At 64.3% G+C, this 16542-nt stretch carries 11 protein-coding genes; 2 read left to right on the forward strand and 9 right to left on the reverse strand.

Features of this window, described 5'->3' with window-relative positions:
• Positions 1-10: 10 nt before the first annotated feature.
• The 5 genes from uvrC to M1K48_RS03390 all read right to left on the reverse strand — a co-directional run bounded on the left by uvrC (position 11) and on the right by M1K48_RS03390 (position 6665).
• A complete protein-coding gene (gene uvrC / locus M1K48_RS03370; RefSeq protein WP_249504462.1) occupies positions 11-1957 on the reverse strand; it encodes an excinuclease ABC subunit UvrC in 1947 nt (648 codons plus the stop codon).
• The gene (locus M1K48_RS03375; RefSeq protein ID WP_249504463.1) at positions 1938-3749 is read right to left on the reverse strand and encodes an asparagine synthase-related protein; all 1812 of its coding nucleotides are present in this window, start codon (positions 3747-3749) and stop codon (positions 1938-1940) included. The genes uvrC and M1K48_RS03375 overlap by 20 nt, the downstream gene beginning before the upstream one ends.
• 270 nt (positions 3750-4019) lie before the next feature.
• Positions 4020-4745, reverse strand: coding sequence for an aspartate/glutamate racemase family protein (locus tag M1K48_RS03380; protein ID WP_249504464.1), 726 nt, complete (start codon positions 4743-4745; stop codon positions 4020-4022).
• Between the two features lie 178 nt (positions 4746-4923).
• Complete coding sequence (locus M1K48_RS03385) at positions 4924-6324, reverse strand: NAD(P)(+) transhydrogenase (Re/Si-specific) subunit beta (protein WP_249505162.1); 1401 nt, start codon at positions 6322-6324, stop codon at positions 4924-4926.
• A gap of 53 nt (positions 6325-6377) precedes the next feature.
• Positions 6378-6665 carry an NAD(P) transhydrogenase subunit alpha gene (locus M1K48_RS03390; protein WP_249504465.1) on the reverse strand — a complete coding sequence of 96 codons (288 nt, stop codon included), beginning with the start codon at positions 6663-6665 and terminating at the stop codon, positions 6378-6380.
• A gap of 134 nt (positions 6666-6799) precedes the next feature.
• On the opposite strand from M1K48_RS03390, the gene M1K48_RS03395 reads away from it, so the two are divergent.
• On the forward strand, positions 6800-9094 hold the full coding sequence (locus M1K48_RS03395) for an EAL domain-containing protein (RefSeq protein ID WP_249504466.1): 2295 nt from the start codon (positions 6800-6802) through the stop codon (positions 9092-9094).
• A 410-nt stretch (positions 9095-9504) separates the two neighbouring features.
• On the opposite strand, the gene M1K48_RS03400 is transcribed toward M1K48_RS03395, so the two are convergent.
• Positions 9505-9717 carry a hypervirulence associated TUDOR domain-containing protein gene (locus M1K48_RS03400; RefSeq protein WP_319941195.1) on the reverse strand — a complete coding sequence of 71 codons (213 nt, stop codon included), beginning with the start codon at positions 9715-9717 and terminating at the stop codon, positions 9505-9507.
• A gap of 80 nt (positions 9718-9797) precedes the next feature.
• Between M1K48_RS03400 and M1K48_RS03405 the strand changes: the two genes are divergently transcribed.
• Positions 9798-11531 carry a cation:proton antiporter domain-containing protein gene (locus M1K48_RS03405; RefSeq protein ID WP_249504467.1) on the forward strand — a complete coding sequence of 578 codons (1734 nt, stop codon included), beginning with the start codon at positions 9798-9800 and terminating at the stop codon, positions 11529-11531.
• Here M1K48_RS03405 and alaS read toward each other — a convergent pair.
• From alaS to ettA, 3 genes are all read right to left on the reverse strand, one after another.
• On the reverse strand, positions 11528-14182 hold the full coding sequence (gene alaS / locus M1K48_RS03410; protein WP_249504468.1) for an alanine--tRNA ligase: 2655 nt from the start codon (positions 14180-14182) through the stop codon (positions 11528-11530). The two genes, M1K48_RS03405 and alaS, sit on opposite strands and share 4 nt — an antisense overlap.
• A gap of 203 nt (positions 14183-14385) precedes the next feature.
• Complete coding sequence (locus M1K48_RS03415; RefSeq protein ID WP_249504469.1) at positions 14386-14667, reverse strand: BLUF domain-containing protein; 282 nt, start codon at positions 14665-14667, stop codon at positions 14386-14388.
• A gap of 126 nt (positions 14668-14793) precedes the next feature.
• Positions 14794-16473 carry an energy-dependent translational throttle protein EttA gene (gene ettA / locus M1K48_RS03420; protein ID WP_249504470.1) on the reverse strand — a complete coding sequence of 560 codons (1680 nt, stop codon included), beginning with the start codon at positions 16471-16473 and terminating at the stop codon, positions 14794-14796.
• Positions 16474-16542 lie beyond the last annotated feature (69 nt).

Here is a 16542-nt window from a genome sequence, read left to right on the forward strand (position 1 = left end):
CCTGTGCGGATCAGCCGCCGGCATGAAAGAAGTCGTAGATCTGGCGCGCGGTGGCCTTGCTGATTCCCGGGGCTTTCTCGAGATCCTCCAGCGCGGCGCCCTTGACCGAGCGCGCGGTTCCGAAATGCATCAGCAGCGCGCGTTTCCGGGTCGGGCCGATGCCGGGCACTTCGTCGAGCGAGGAGGTCGTCAGGCTCTTGGCGCGCTTGGCCCGGTGGGTCCCGATGGCGAAACGGTGCGCCTCGTCGCGCATCCGCTGGAGGTAGAACAGCAAGGGAGCGTTGACCGGAAAGGTCAGTTCGCGCCCGTTGGGCAGGTGGAACACCTCGCGCCCTTCACGGCCATGGTGCGGTCCCTTGGCGACTCCGACCACCGGAACGTCATGGACCCCGGCATCCTCCATGATCTCCAGCACGGCGTTGAGCTGTCCCCGGCCCCCGTCGATCAGGATAAGGTCGGGCCATTCGCCGCTGGAGCGGTCGGGATCGTCCTTTTCGAGCCGCTGGAAGCGCCGCTCGAGTACCTCCTTCATCATCGCGAAATCGTCGTCGGTCGACGCCTTCTTGATGTTGAACTTGCGATAATGGTTTTTGAGGAAGCCCTGCGGCCCGGCGACGATCATCGCCCCGGTTGCGGCCGTACCCATGATGTGGCTGTTGTCGTAGACCTCGATCCGCTTGGGAACGTCGGGCAATTCGAACGCGTCGGCAAGCTCGCGCAACAGCCGGGTCTGCGTCGTGCTTTCGGCGTGGCGGCGGTCGAGTGCTTCGATCGCGTTGCGGCTGGCCTGCTCGACCAGCTTCTTGCGGTCCCCGCGTTGGGGCCGCTCGATCAGTACCTTGCGGCCCGCCTTTTCTCCCAGCGCGTCGGCCACCAGTTCCGCTTCCGCGACCTCGCGATCGACCAGGATCCGCTTGGGCGGCGGCATATCCTCATAGAACTGGATCAGGAAGCTGGCGAACACCTCGGCTTCCGGCACTTCCGCGGTATGCGCCGGGAAGAAGGCGCGGTGTCCCCAATTCTGCCCGCCGCGGATGAAGAACGCCTGGATGCACATGGAGCCGCCCTTGGCCGCCAGCGCAAAAATGTCGGCGTCGCCCAGCCCCTCGGCATGAACCGTCTGGGTCCCCTGGATATAGGTCAGCGCCCGCAGGCGGTCGCGGAACACCGCGGCGAGTTCGAAATCCTGCTTCTCGGCCGCTTCCGCCATCTGCTTGGACAGCCGCGCCTGCACCCCGGTCGACTTGCCGGTAAGGAAGTTTTTTGCATCGCCGACCAGCTCGGCATAGGCGTCGGGCTCGATCCGACCCACGCACGGACCCGAACAGCGGCGAATCTGATAGAGCAGGCAGGGCCGTGAGCGATTTTTGAAAAAGCCATCGCTGCAGGACCTTAGCAGGAACAGCTTCTGAAGGGCGTTAAGTGTGCGGGTGACCGATCCAGCACTTGCGAACGGTCCGAAATACTGCCCTTTGACTCGTCTGGCGCCGCGGTGCTTCTGCACCCTCGGATAGGCATGGTCTTCGCGCAGCAGAATGAACGGGAAGCTTTTGTCGTCACGCAACAGGACGTTGTAGGGCGGGCGGAAACGCTTGATCAGCTGCGCTTCGAGCAGCAGGGCTTCGGCTTCGGTATTGGTGGTGACAATGGTCAGCGAACGGGTCTGTGAGACCATCCGCTGCAGCCGCTTCGACAGCCGCGAGACCTGGGTATAATTGGTGACGCGGTTCTTCAGGGCCCGCGCCTTGCCAACGTACAGCACCTCGCCCCGCGCGTCCTGCATGCGATAGACGCCCGGTCGCACCGGCAAGGTCTTCACGACATTGCGGATGGCGGCGACCCCGGTCTCGAGGTCAGGCGCCTCCCCCGCCCCGGAGACGGTGTAGGTGGCGGCATCCTCGTTGAAGCGCTCGTTCGCGCGGGGGTGGTCCGGTCGGTCAGCCGGTGTGCGGTTCATGCCCCGCATGTAAGCGCTCGGGACTTTCTGCGGAAGCACCAGCATCGGGGAAATCCGAGCTGTTGAGAAAACTGGCGAGCGACAAGGCAGGAAGGAACTGCCCGATCCAATAAGACACGTGGCGTCTGTCGGTATGACGCTCGGTGGGCCAGCGCGCAGCCGCCTCGGCCAGGCGGTCGAGATCAATCATCTCGCGGCATTGGGCTGACGCACGATACCGCTCCACGGCCGTTTGAAGGTCCAAACAATCGAATGCAGCATGGAAATCGACATTCTGCTGACCCCGCCTTTGCGGCCTCAAGATTTCTTCGGGCACCAGATCGCCGAACGCCTCTTCGAACAGGAGCCGCCGATCGGGGGCGCTGGCCAGCATCGAGCTTGGGGCCGACAGCACCAGTTCGAACAATTTTCGGTCGTTCCAGGGCGCAAGCAACTCGACGCCAAAGTCAAACCGTCCCAGCGGCATCGGATTACAGCGATTGGCAGCTATCTCCTGGATTATGGCGCGGGCGGAAGCGGGCGGCCGGGGATCCTGATTCTGAGGGGAGATCGCCAGGACTTTGCCGCGCAAGACTCCCTTGAAGAACGGGAAGTCGTTGGCGAGGATTACAGGCTGCCCGCGCTTGCGGCCCGCACTGTACAACGGCAGCGGAAGCGAACCGCCGAAACTCTCGCGCACGAGATCCCGCAACGTGACCCCGCCCGAGCGGACTACTTTGGCGCTGGTGCGGAACCAAGGAGCCAGACCCTCCTCGCGCCAGACATCGGACAGATTGAGGAGACCGCCGGTGCTGACCGTGAAGTTTCCGCTATCCCCTGTCAGCAGCGTTGAAAGACCCAGGCCCGAGCAACGCGAAAGCTGAGGCCAGATCCACCCAAGCGACACCGGCTGATGGATTGGCTCACCAATCCGGCGATGAAGGTCGTCGAGGATTCTCGTAAGCGGCATCGGCGCTGGGCGGCAAAGGTGATGCTCGACGTTGCGATAGCGAGCGGCGGTAGCAGCGGCGGCTGACCCTTCATCGAACTGATAGCGTTTGTCACCATCGGGAAGGTTTGCGCACGGCAAGGCGGTGAACGCGTGAACAGTCCGGCCTTCATCCGCTAGCTGGCTGGCGGCAAGGGCGCACAGGACGCTGCTGTCGCGCCCTCCGCTGAGATGCACGGCGACTGGGCCGTGGACCGGAAGATTACGTTGAACGACCTCGTGTGCGATCCGGCGAAGCTCCGCCCCTGCCCGCTTCAAGGTCAGATCCCTGTGTACTGTCAGCTTGCGCGGTTCCCACCAACGGCTGATCGAGAGCCGTTCAGCGATGACTCGAACCTCATGCCCGCCGATGATACGCCTAATGCCCCGAGCCACGGTATCGGCGCTGTCTACGGTGAGGGCTCCGACGAACCGGTCGGCGAGAGCGTCGACATCTAAGTTTGCGTGTGGAAGGCCTTGTTGCAGGAGACCTGCGACCGTGCCTGAGAGCAGGAGACTTCCGTCCTCATCCAACGCCGCAAACAGGTCGAGAGACGATGTCGGCGCGAGCGAGACTTGCCACTCGTCTCCTTTGCCAAAGACGACAAAACCGTCTCCAATGCTATCGGGCCAGCGCCGTAGCGCCCTTGCCAGATCTCCATCAGTGATTGAGCTTAGATCGGTCCCGACCTCGCGTCGCCTGACGAACAGGGCTTGCGTCCGATCTGGCAGGCGCAGAACGCGCCAATCCAACATCGCGGGTCCCGCGACATCGATGGTGAAGGATGATCCTGCCGGCACATCCATAGCGCCGGCGCGGATCAAGAAATCTAAAGAGAAATCAGGTCGCGGGCCCGCCCCGAGCGTCAACCTAAATAGGTCATCAGCTGAAGTTTAGGCCGCCATTCCCGTTCGGCGTGGAATCAGTCACTCCACTCTTGAGTCGCGCTTCCGCTGCGCCGGCGACGAGGCGTCGCAGTTCGGGCTTGTTCCAGACCTTCTTCATAAACCACCTCTTACGCGCATCATCAAAGACATGCTTGGACCGAGGCCTAACCCAGCAATTCCCGATGCGCAATCGCCCTGTATGCGATCTCAGGCCGCTGCGGCGATCTTGCCATCCTGGTGGTCGGCGAGGATCCACTCCACCGCCTTGCGGGCGTGAAGCGCGGTGGTGTCGTAGACCGGAAGGACGTTGGCTCGCGGATCGACCGCAAGCACCAGCTCGGTGCAGCCGAGCACGACCGCTCCCACGCGCTTCTTGCCGAGTTCGGTGATCAGGGTCTTAAGCTTGCGCTGGCTTTCCCGGACCACGCGCCCGGCGGCGAGTTCTTCATAGATGATCCGGTCGACTTCAGTCATCCAACCTTCCTCGATCGCGGCGAGCTCGATCCCGCGCGCTTCGAAGCGGCTGCGGACGTGCGGCTCGGTCATGGTGACCCGGGTGCCGAGCAGCGCGACCGAGCGACGACCATCCGCGGCGATCTTCTCCGCCGCGGCTTCCCCGATGTGGAGGACGGGCAGCGCCACCGCAGCAACCACCGCATCATAATGCTTGTGCATTGTGTTGGAGGTGAGGATCAGCGCCTCGGCCCCTGCCGCAGCCAGGCGGCCACAGGCGGCAACCACGACCTGCTCGCCCCCGGCCCAGTCGCCACGGCGGTGGAAGGCGGCGTAATCATCCTCGCAGTCGAGGCTTTCGATGACCATCCGCGCGCTGTGCAAGCCGCCGAGGCGGGCTGCGACGCCCTTGTTGATATGCTCGTAATAAAGCGCCGTGCTGTTCCAGCTCGCCCCACCGACGACCCCGAGCTTCCTCACGTCCGATCCCCCTCGCCCGCTGCCAAGACCTTGCAGCGCAAATAGTTAACAAGGTTCTTGTCTCGCATGCGGGCCCGCCCGGCAAGCGGGTTAGCCCAGATTCTGGAGGAGTTTAACGCAGCAAAGACGGACTGTTGCGGGGCGGCGACAGATGGTTGCGCGGGGTTGCCTCACGGCGTCAGGCCAGCGCCTTGACGATCTCCTCGACCATCTTCTTGGCATCGGCCAGCAGCATCATCGTGTTGTCGCGGTAGAACAGCTCATTGTCGACGCCGGCATATCCCGCGCCCCCCATCGAGCGCTTGATGAACAGCACGGTCCGGGCCTTTTCGACGTCGAGCACCGGCATGCCGAAGATCGGCGAGCTCTTGTCGGTCTTGGCCGCGGGGTTGGTGACGTCGTTGGCGCCGATCACGAACGCGACATCGGTCTGCGCGAACTCGCTGTTGATGTCCTCCAGCTCGAACACCTCGTCGTAAGGCACGTTGGCCTCGGCCAGCAGGACGTTCATGTGCCCGGGCATGCGGCCGGCGACAGGGTGGATCGCATATTTGACCTTCACCCCTTCCTTCTTCAGTTGGTCGGCCATTTCGCGCAGCACGTGCTGGGCCTGCGCCACCGCCATGCCGTAACCGGGCACGATGATGACCTGATCGGCCTGCTTCATCAGGAAGGCGGCGTCCTCGGCCGAGCCGCGCTTGTAGGGGCGGTCGATGACCTCACCTGCCGGACCTGACGCCACCGCCCCGAACCCGCCGGCGATCACCGAGATGAAGCTGCGGTTCATCGCGCGGCACATGATGTAGCTGAGGATCGCGCCCGAGCTGCCGACAAGGGCTCCGGTGATGATCATCGCGCTGTTGTGCAGCGTGAAGCCCATCGCCGCCGCGGCCCAGCCCGAATAGCTGTTGAGCATCGACACCACGACCGGCATGTCCGCCCCGCCGATCGGGATGATCAGCAGGAATCCGATCGCGAAGCTCAGCCCCAGGATGGTCCAGAAGATCCACGGCGCCTGCTCCTGGGTGAAGTAGGCGACCAGTCCGAGGATCGCGACGAGCGTGCCGAGATTGAGCACATGCCGCCCCGGCAGCAGGATCGGCGAGCCACCCATGTTGCCGTTCAGTTTGAGGAAGGCGATCACCGACCCGGAAAAGGTGATGGCACCGATTGCGACGCCGAGGCCGAGTTCGATCCGGCTGACCGGATTGATCATCAGGAACGACGGTTCGGCGATCGGCGTGATGCGGGTTGCGATGCCAAACGCTTCGGGGTTGAGGAAGGCGGCGGCACCGACCAGCACCGCGGCAAGGCCGACCAGGCTGTGGAAGGCGGCCACCAGCTGCGGCATGGCCGTCATCTGGATCCTGCGTGCACCGACAATACCGATGACCGCGCCGATAGCGATGGCGGCAGCGATCTCGGGGAGGCCCGCAATGTCATGCGTCGCCAGCGTCGTCACTACCGCGATGGCCATACCGATCATGCCGAGGCGATTGCCGCGCTGGCTGGTGGCCGGGCTCGACAGGCCGCGCAGGGCCAGGATGAAGCAGGCGCCGGCAATCAGATAGGCAAGCATCACCCAGGCAGGCGTGTCGTGCAGGGCGGCGGCGTCGGGAACGGCGGGGAAGTTCACTCGGGCCGATCCTTCTTCTTGTACATGGCAAGCATCCGGCTGGTCACCGCAAAACCGCCGAAGATGTTGATCGAGGCCAGGACCACGCCGAGCAGGCCAAGCCACTTGGCGACCGGATTGCCCGAGGCTGCGGCGGCGATCAGCGCGCCGACGATGATGACCGAGGAAATCGCATTGGTGACCGCCATCAGCGGCGTGTGGAGTGCCGGGGTCACCGACCAGACGACGAAATAGCCGACAAAGCAGCTCAGAACGAAGATCGACAGGATGGAAATGAAGTCCATGGCCCTCCCCTCAGGTGCGCCGCGACTGTGTGGCACAGCGGACGCCCGCTGCTAAGAGTAAAAACGCGGGGCTTTTCTGTCGTTCACCGGACACGAGTTTCCGAATTAATAACCTTTCTGCGCGACAGGGAAGCATGGGCTCGGATCCCGCCACCACGAAGAAACCACAGGCTCGTCCTTGGCGGCTGTTGCTGTGGGCATTCGGCGCAGCCCTGCTTTGCTGGGCGGCGGAGCTTGGTGCACCACTCGAAGTCTATCTCAGGGTCCTGCGCATCACGACCCATCAAAGCAATGCCAGCGGCGACATCGTTTTCGTCGGGATCGACGACAAGAGCCTGTCGGCGGTCGGGGTCTGGCCTTGGCCACGGCGTGTCCAGGCGCGTTTGATCGATCAAGCGACCAAGGCCGGTGCCAGCAGCATCCACCTCGATATCATCTACGACAGCCCTTCGACCCCCGCTGACGACAAGATCTTCACCGACACATTGAAGCGCTCTGGACGAGTGGTTCTGGCCGATCGCCATATGCTCGGCACTTGGGGCAATTTTAAGGAGCCCGAAACGCGCCCCCTGATGAGGTTCCGCGAGCACGCGCGGACCGCCAGCATTTCGTCGGTGTATGACTTCGGTGGCATTATGTGGAACAACAGCCTGACCGGCGTTATCGACGGGCGCGCGACCCCGACCTTCGCCGCCAGCCTCGCGCAGCGGTTCGGCGAGCCCAACCGGCAGTTCTGGATTGACTATTCGATCAGTCCCGAAACAATTCCTTACCTGTCGGCTGCCGATCTCATCGCAGGCAAATTCAAGCCGGGCTCGCTCGCCGGAAAGCAGTTGATCATCGGGCTCAATGCCGATCAGCTAGGTGATCAGTTCTGGATTCCAGGATCGGGCCGGATGGCCGGCGCCAATGTCCAAATTCTCGGGGCCGAGACCCTCAAGCGTGGAACGCCGATCTCGCTCGGTACTGCTCCCGGCATGATCCTCGCTCTTCTCGCATCGCTCGCAGCGCTGTTCGCCAAGCGTCCCCGCGGTGTCGCTCCCTTGGCACTTACCTCGGCGTGGCTTGTCCTCATTTTTGGGCCGCTCGCACTGGAGCGTTTCTACGTTTCGACTGACATCGTGCCTGGCCTTTTGATGCTGGCCATCGTCAGCGGCCGCCTGGCCTTCCTGCGTTGGAGACGGCGCGGCCGGGTTCACGAACAGACCGGCCTGCCCAACTTCGCGGCGCTGCGCCTGTCGGGCAAGATCGATCGCGCGCTGGTTCTCGCCAAGATCCACAATCATGCGGAGATCACCAGCGCGCTAACCGAAGCCGAGCAGCAGGATGCCTATCGCCAGGTGGTGGCTCGGCTGTCGGCGGGCGCTCGCAACGACCTCCACCAGGGCGACGACGGCACCTTCGCCTGGACGCTCCCCAATGGCGCCCCGATCGGCAACCACCTCGAAGCGCTCCACTCGATCTTCCGCTCGCCCGTGCAGGTCGCCGGGCGGCAGATTGATATCGCCGTCACCTTCGGGGTCGAGCTCGGCGTGTCGCGTACCCTTCCTAATCGGATCGGCAGCGCCGTGCTGGCGGCCGACGAGGCGTGGACCGAGGGACTGCGGTGGAAGCTCCACGATCCTGCCCGGCAGGAAGAAGTCAATTGGCGCGTGTCGCTGCTTGGCGAACTCGACCAGGCGATCGACCAAGGCGAGGTTTGGCTGGCCTACCAGCCGCAGTTCGACATCAAGCAAGGCAAGATCGTCGGCGCGGAAGCCCTCGCCCGCTGGACCCACCCAACCAAGGGACCGATCAGCCCGACCGAATTCGTCGCCGCCGCCGAGGCCAATGGCCGGATCGGCAAGCTCACCGACTTCGTGCTCGACCGGGCGATCAGTTCGGGCGCTGCGATCAACCGGCGCGGTATCGACTTCCAAATCGCGGTAAATCTGTCTGCCCGTCTGCTAACTGATCGGGACCTGCTGACCCGGGTCGAAGCCATGCTCGCGACCCACGGTCTGCCGGCAGCGCGCCTCACTCTCGAACTCACCGAGACCGCTACCCTGCAGGATGCCGAAAGCGGGCTCGCCACGCTGTGCGCCATGCGCGATCTCGGCATCCGGATCGCCATCGACGATTACGGGACGGGCCTTTCGACGCTGGAGTATCTCAAGAAGATTCCGGCAGGCGAGATCAAGATCGATCAGAGCTTCGTCAAGTCGATGCGGGTCAACCGCTCCGACCTGATCATGGTCCAGTCGACCATCGCCCTCGCCCATTCGCTCGATCGTTCAGTCGTTGCCGAAGGTGTCGAGGACCAGCAGTGCCTCGACGATCTTCGCAAAATGGGCTGCGACGTCGCCCAAGGCTTCGCCATCGGTCGCCCGATGGGAGTCCGCGAACTTGTCCAGCGGCTGCAGATCCGCTCGACCCGCCAGGCCGCTTAACCTTTAACCTTTGACTATTTTCAGTGTTATTATGGGCGATGCTTTTCGCCCGCCCCAAAAACGTGCCTAACCGACGTACTTAATTGTTTGCTAACCGTATCGATTAAGGTTAATACTGCTTCCAGAGCGGCGCTTATCGCCGTACAACAGGGAGCAGAAAGATGTGGAGTTTCTGGAACTGGGTGTGGGGTGCTGGCGCTGCGAGCACCGGCGGCCGCGGCTAATCAAGCCTCGGTTTTAGCTAGCTAAAACTTGCAACTTGAAGCGCGTCGCGACCCCGGTCGCGGCGCGCTTCTGCGTTTCGGCAGCTACTCGTTGCCGACGAGGCCGTGACATGGGACCCGATTCGTTTGAACCGGTAGTCGGCGGTGGCGGCGCACGATTCGGCACCGCCGTCACCACGGGAGCAATCACCCCTTCTTCAGCGCAACGGCCTTGTGCGCCGCCTGCTTGCCACCGTTCGTTTCAACCAGATATTCCGGATTGTCCTTACTCGCGGCCACGTGGTGACCCTTGATGTCCGTCGGGCTGGTGATTTTCTTGACCACCTTACCATGAGCGCTGCCGCCATGGCTCGACCAGCTTACCTTGTCGCCGACTTTGAAGCTCTTCTCGGTCATCATCTCTCTCCTTCCATTGCTTTTATCGCCAACGACGGCGGCGGTGGCTTGGCTCCCCTCCCCAGCTACGGCACAAGGCCCGCATGGCGGGGGAATTGGGTGGACAGGGACTACATGACGCGCTGGTGATCCTTGGCGCGGCGGGGGTCGTCATTCCCGCCTTTGCGCGGTTCCGCATCTCGCCCGTGATCGGCTTCATCCTGGTCGGCGCCGCGGTCGGCCCGGCGGGGCTCGGGTCGCTGGCCGGCGACTATCCGTGGCTCGGGGCGATCACCATCGCCAATCGCGAAAGCATCGAGCCGTTCGCCGAGATCGGCATCCTCATGTTGTTGTTCGGTATCGGCCTCGAACTGAGCTTCCGCCGGCTCTGGGCCTTGCGGGGCCGGGTGTTCGGGCTCGGCGGGCTGCAGATGCTGCTGACCGGGCTGCTGTTCAGCACGGTGCTGATGTCGATCGGCTCGCTTGAACCGCTGTCCGCCGCGGTGCTGGGGCTTGCCCTGGCGATGAGCTCAACGGCACTGGTCATGCCGCTCGCCGGGACCGCGACCACAACTGGCCAGACCGCGCTCGCCATCCTCCTCCTGCAGGACCTCAGCCTGGTCCCCCTGCTGCTTCTGCTCGATGCCAAGAGCAGCCCCGATGCGCTGGTCGGAGTGCTGGTCGGCGGCGTGGCGGTGATCGCCGTCCTGCTACTGATCGGTCGCTACCTCCTCTCACGCCTGTTCGCCCAGGCCGCTCGCACCAAGAGCCCCGAACTGTTCCTGGCGATCAGCCTGCTGACGGTGATGCTGGCCAGCCTCGCCACCGGCTCCGTCGGGCTCGGCGCGGTGGCTGGAGCGCTGATCGCCGGGCTGCTGATCGCTGAAACCGATTACCATGCCGAGGTCGAGGTGATCACCGCGCCTTTGCGTGGACTGGCGCTCGGCATCTTTTTGATCACGGTCGGGATGCGGCTGGACCTGGCTGAGCTTGCCGCCGCCTGGCCGCAACTGCTCGGCGCCACGGTCGCGGTATTGCTGGTCAAGGCCATGGTGATCTTCGCCCTGCTGCGCTGGCGGCGCAGCCGCGCAGGAACGGCGGTCGAAACCGGCCTGCTGATGGCCAGCCCGTCCGAGCTGACCCTGATCGTCCTCGCCAGCGCGCTTGCCGCCGGTGTGCTGGGGCCTGGTACCGCCGCGTTCTGGACCCTGGTGACGGCCATCGGCCTGACCCTCACCCCGCTGCTCGCCGCGGCGGGGCGGAGGATGGCACGGCGGATTGATCCGCAGGCGCTCGCCAGCGCGTCATCGGACACCGCGGGGGTCACCCTGATCTTCGGCTTCGGCCGGGTCGGGCGGATCGTCGCCGAAATGCTGATCGAGCATGGCCGCCCTTATTTCGCGGTCGACGGGGACATCGACTGCGTCGCGGCGGCGCGCGAGGGGGGCTACAAGGTCATCTTCGGCGACGTTGCGCGCGGTGACGTCGTGCAGCGCTTCCACCTGCCCGACGCCGCCGCTCTGGTTCTGACGATGGATGATCCCGTCCTGACCGTGCGCCTGTCACGCGAGATCAGGGCGAGCTGCCCTGAACTTTCGATCGTCGCCCGCGCCCGCGACGGCGCGCACGCCGCACAGCTCTACCGGGCCGGCGCCACCGACGCAGTGCCCGAGACACTGGAGGGCTCGCTGCAGATGAGCGAAGCGGTGCTGGTCGACATCGGCGTCGCGATGGGTCCGGTCATCGCCTCGATCCACGAAAAGCGCAGCCAGCTCCGCGCCCAGATTCGTGAAGCCGGGGAGCTCACCGAAGAACCGGCACTAGGTCGCAGGCGCTAGGCCGAGACCTTCGCCAGCGCCTCGCGGATGGCGACCAAGGCCTCGTTCGCCTTGCTCCCATCGGGCCCACCACCCTGCGCCATGTCGGGACGGCCACCCCCGCCCTGCCCGCCAAGCGCGGCAACCGCGGCCTTGACCAGGTCCACGGCGCTGACCTGTCCAGCGAGGTCGGCACTGACGCCAGCCGCGACCGAGGCACGACCATCGTTGACCGCGATCAGCGCCGCCGCTCCGCTGCCGAGCTGCTGCTTCATCGCGTCGATCTCGCCGCGCAAATTCTTGGGGTCGAGGCCTTCAACCACCCGGCCAAGGAATTGCACGCCGGCGATCTCCTCGGGGCCGCTCGCCGGACCAGCCGATCCGCCGCCAAGCGCAATTTGGCGCTTCGCATCGGCAAGCTCCCGCTCGAGGCGGCGGACCTGCTCGGCCATGGCGGCCACGCGCTGCGGCGCTTCCTCGGGCGAGGCCTTCAGGCTGGAAGCGATGGCGCGGAGCCGAGCATCACGGTCGATCAGCCATTGGCGCGCGCCCTCGCCGGTCAACGCCTCAATCCGCCTAACGCCGCTGGAGACAGCGCTTTCCGAAACGATCTTAAACAGGCCAATATCGCCCAGGGCGGTGACATGAGTGCCGCCGCACAACTCGGTCGAATAGGTCGCCTCGTCGCTGATGCCCATCGACAGGACACGGACCTCGTCGCCATACTTTTCACCGAACAGCGCCATTGCCCCCTCGGCGATGGCTTCGTCCGGACTCATCAAGCGCGTGGTGACGGGCTGGTTGTGACGGATATGCGCGTTCACCTCGGCTTCGATCGCGGCGATGTCGTCGGCGCTGAGAGCGCTGTTGTGCGCGAAATCGAAGCGCAGGCGGTCGGGTGCGACCAGGCTTCCCTTCTGGGTGACGTGTGCGCCCAGCCGGTGGCGCAGCGCGGCATGAAGAAGATGGGTCGCGCTGTGATTGGCGCGGATCGCCCGGCGGCGTCCCTCGTCGACCCTCTGGGTCACCGTGTCGCCGACCTTGAGCGTCCCGCCGACGATGCGGGTGCGAAGCAGATGGAGCTTGCCCAACTGCTTGGAGGTATCCTGAACGATCCCCTCGAAGCCGTTCAGACTGCTGAGCTTTCCGGCATCGCCGACCTGCCCGCCGCTTTCCGCGTAGAAAGGGGTCTGGTTGAGCAGGATCTGCACTTCCTCACCCTCCCTCGCCTCCTCGACCGGTGAGCCGTCCCGGACGATGGCCAGCACCACGCCTTCGCCGTCATGCCCGGAGTAACCGGTGAATTCCGTCGCGCCATGCTCCTCGACAAGATCGAACCAGACCTCTTCCGACGCGGCCTGGCCTGAGCCTTTCCAGGCGGCCCGAGCGCGGGCCTTCTGCTCGGCCATGGCAGCATCGAAGCCGGCACGGTCGACCGCCAGCCCCTGCGCGCGCAACGCATCCTCGGTGAGATCGTAAGGGAAGCCGAAGGTGTCGTAGAGCTTGAATGCGGTTTCGCCCGGCAGCGTCCCGCCCTCGCCCATGCCTGCGGTCGCCTCGTCGAGCAGTCGAAGGCCGTTCGAAAGCGTCTGGCGGAACCGGGTCTCCTCTTGGCGAAGGGTCGCCTCGATCAGTGGCTGGGCACGAATCAGCTCGGGGTACGCTGCACCCATCTCGGCCGCCAGCGCTGGCACGAGGCGGTGCATCAGCGGCTCGGAAGCGCCGAGCAAGTGGGCATGGCGCATCGCGCGGCGCATGATCCGGCGCAGGACGTACCCACGGCCTTCATTGGCCGGCAGCACGCCGTCGGCGATCAGGAACGAGCTGGCGCGGAGATGATCGGCGATGACCCGGTGGCTCGCCTTGCTGTCGCCCTCGGCGCGGGTCCGAGTCAGCTCTTCCGACGCGTGAATCAGCGCCTTGAACGTGTCCGTGTCGTAATTGTCGTGGACGCCCTGCATGACCGCGGCGATCCGCTCCAGCCCCATGCCTGTGTCGATCGACGGCCGCGGAAGGTTTGAAACGATCACGTCGTTTTCCTGCAGATGCTGCATGAAGACGAGGTTCCAGATCTCGACGAACCGGTCGCCGTCCTCGTCCGGGCTGCCGGGAGGGCCGCCGGGGATGTGGTCGCCATGATCGAAGAAGATCTCGCTGCACGGGCCCGACGGACCATCGGGGCCCATCGCCCAGAAATTGTCCTTGGTCGCAATGCGGATGATCCGCCCTTCGGGCAGGCCGGCGATGCGCTTCCACAGGGAGGCGGCTTCGTCATCGGTATGGTAGACGGTGACGGTCAGCCGATCTTTGGCGAGGCCCCACTCCTTCGTCAGCAGGTCCCAGGCAAGCGTGATCGCCTGCTCCTTGAAGTAGTCGCCGAACGAGAAGTTGCCGAGCATTTCGAAGAAGGTGTGATGGCGCGCGGTATAGCCGACATTATCGAGGTCGTTGTGCTTGCCCCCGGCGCGCACGCACTTCTGCGACGAGACGGCGGTGCTGTACGGCCGCGTCTCAAGCCCGGTGAAGACATTCTTGAACGGCACCATCCCGGCGTTGACGAACATCAGCGTCGGATCGTTCTGCGGCACCAGCGGCGCGGACTGCTGGCGGCTGTGTCCGGCGCTCTCGAAATAGTCGAGGAAGGAACGGCGAATATCGTTGGTCGAGGTCATGCGCGCGCCTCTACCACGGCCCTGCTGCACTGCAAAAGGGGCCCAGGGGCCAGTCGCTGTCCTGCCGCTCAGGCCGGGACGGGAATGGTCTCGGGACTGCTGTGAACCTCGGCGAAGCCGCGGAATTGCGCCCGCAGGTAAGGATCAGAAACGCGCTCGGTCATTTCGCCGACCACGCAGGCGAGCGAGGAACCATAACCCTGCTAGAACCCCATGTCCCAGCCGGCGAAGCTGCGCTCGACGATGGTGCGGCGGCCGAGCTGCACCAGGGCGAAATGGCGGTCGTCGGCGCGGATGCGGGCATAAGCCGCCTCGCATTCGGCCGCCGGTCCTTCGAGGACCTGCAGGAAGCGGCGACCGCCGACCACCAGCAGGCCGGTCAGGCCGTCGCGCGCATTGTTGCGGCGCGAGCTTCCAAGAATGGAGTCGAGCATGGTCTCACTCGGCATCACCCGAGCCGTACTGATGTAGACTATCTGTTCCAAGGCATCCTCGCTACGCGATACGCCCCCGCCCGCACGGAATGTTACCGCGCGGGCGTAAACAAGATGTGAAGGCTCCTCTGCGCTGACGGGCGATCCGCTCTCCCGAAGCGATCGCCCCGCCCGGTCTTAGCGCGCCAGCTTCTTATAGCTGGTCCGCGTCGGCCGATCGGCTTCGGGACCAAGGCGGCGCTTCTTGTCTTCCTCGTAGGCTTCGAAATTGCCTTCGAACCATTCGACGTGGCTGTCGCCCTCGAAGGCGAGGATGTGCGTCGCCAGGCGATCGAGGAAGAAGCGATCGTGGCTGATGACCACGGCGCAGCCCGCGAAATTCTCGATCGCATCCTCGAGCGCGCCGAGGGTCTCGACGTCGAGATCGTTGGTCGGTTCGTCGAGCAACAGCACGTTGCCGCCCTGTTTCAGCATCTTGGCCATGTGGACGCGGTTGCGCTCACCGCCTGACAGCTTGCCGACGTTCTTCTGCTGGTCCGGGCCCTTGAAGTTGAAGGCACCGACATACGCGCGGGTCGAGGCGTCCTGGCCGTTGACCTTCATGTAGTCGAGGCCGTCAGAAATCTCCTCCCAGACGTTCTTCTTGGGATCGAGATGATCGCGGCTCTGGTCGACGAAGCCGAGACGGACGGTCTCGCCGACCTCGACTGTGCCGGAGTCGGGCTGTTCCTTCCCGGTCAGCATCTTGAACAGGGTCGACTTACCCGCGCCGTTGGGACCGATGACCCCGACGATCCCGCCCGGCGGGAGGGTGAAGCTCAAATTCTCGAACAGCAGTTTGTCGCCATAGGCCTTGGTCAGGTTCTCGACCTCGATGACCTTGCCGCCAAGGCGTTCGGGCACCTGGATGACGATCTGCGCCTTGCCGATCCGGCGGTCGTCCTGCGCGTCCTGGAGCTGCTCGAACTTGCGGATGCGCGCCTTGGACTTGCTCTGGCGGGCCGCCGGGGTCTGGCGAATCCATTCGAGTTCGCGCTGCAGCGCCTTCTGCTTGCCGCTTTCCTCGCGCGATTCCTGCTCGAGGCGTTTCGCCTTCTTTTCCAGGTAGGTGGAGTAGTTTCCTTCGTACGGATAATAGGATCCGCGATCGAGTTCGAGGATCCATTCCACCACATTGTCGAGGAAGTAGCGGTCGTGGGTGATCATCAGCACCGCGCCGGCATATTCCTTGAGGTGGGTTTCCAGCCACTGGACGCTTTCGGCGTCGAGGTGGTTGGTCGGCTCGTCGAGCAGCAGGATCGACGGCTTCTGGATCAACAGGCGGGTCAGCGCCACGCGGCGCTTTTCACCGCCCGACAGGTCGTTCACCGGGCTGTCAGAAGGCGGGCAGCGAAGGGCCTCCATCGCGATCTCGAGCTGATTGTCGAGCGTCCAGCCGTCGACCGCGTCGATCTTCTCCTGAAGCTCGCCCATCTCGGTCATCAGCGCGTCGAAATCGGTGTCGTCCTTGGGATCGCCCATCTCGGCCGAGATGGCATTGAAGCGATCGACCATGTCGGCGACTTCGCGCGCACCGTCCTTGACATTCTCAAGCACGGTCTTGGACGTGTCGAGTTCGGGCTCCTGCTCAAGGTAACCGATGGTGATGTTCTCGCCGGGCCAGGCCTCGCCCGTATAATCGGTATCGAGACCCGCCATGATTTTGATCAGTGTCGACTTACCCGCGCCGTTCGGACCCACGATGCCGATCTTGGCGCCCTGGTAGAACTGCAGGTTGATGTTGCTGAGGGTCGGCTTGTTCGCGCCGGGGAAGGTCTTCGTGAGACTCTTCATCACGAAGGCATATTGAGCGGCCATGGGGTCGCGTGTCCTTATTCTTCAAGCTGGTTTGGGATTGCGAGCCAGATAGTCCCTTCGCGCGGCTTT

Source organism: Sphingomonas glaciei (assembly GCF_023380025.1).
Taxonomy (GTDB): domain Bacteria; phylum Pseudomonadota; class Alphaproteobacteria; order Sphingomonadales; family Sphingomonadaceae; genus Sphingomicrobium; species Sphingomicrobium glaciei.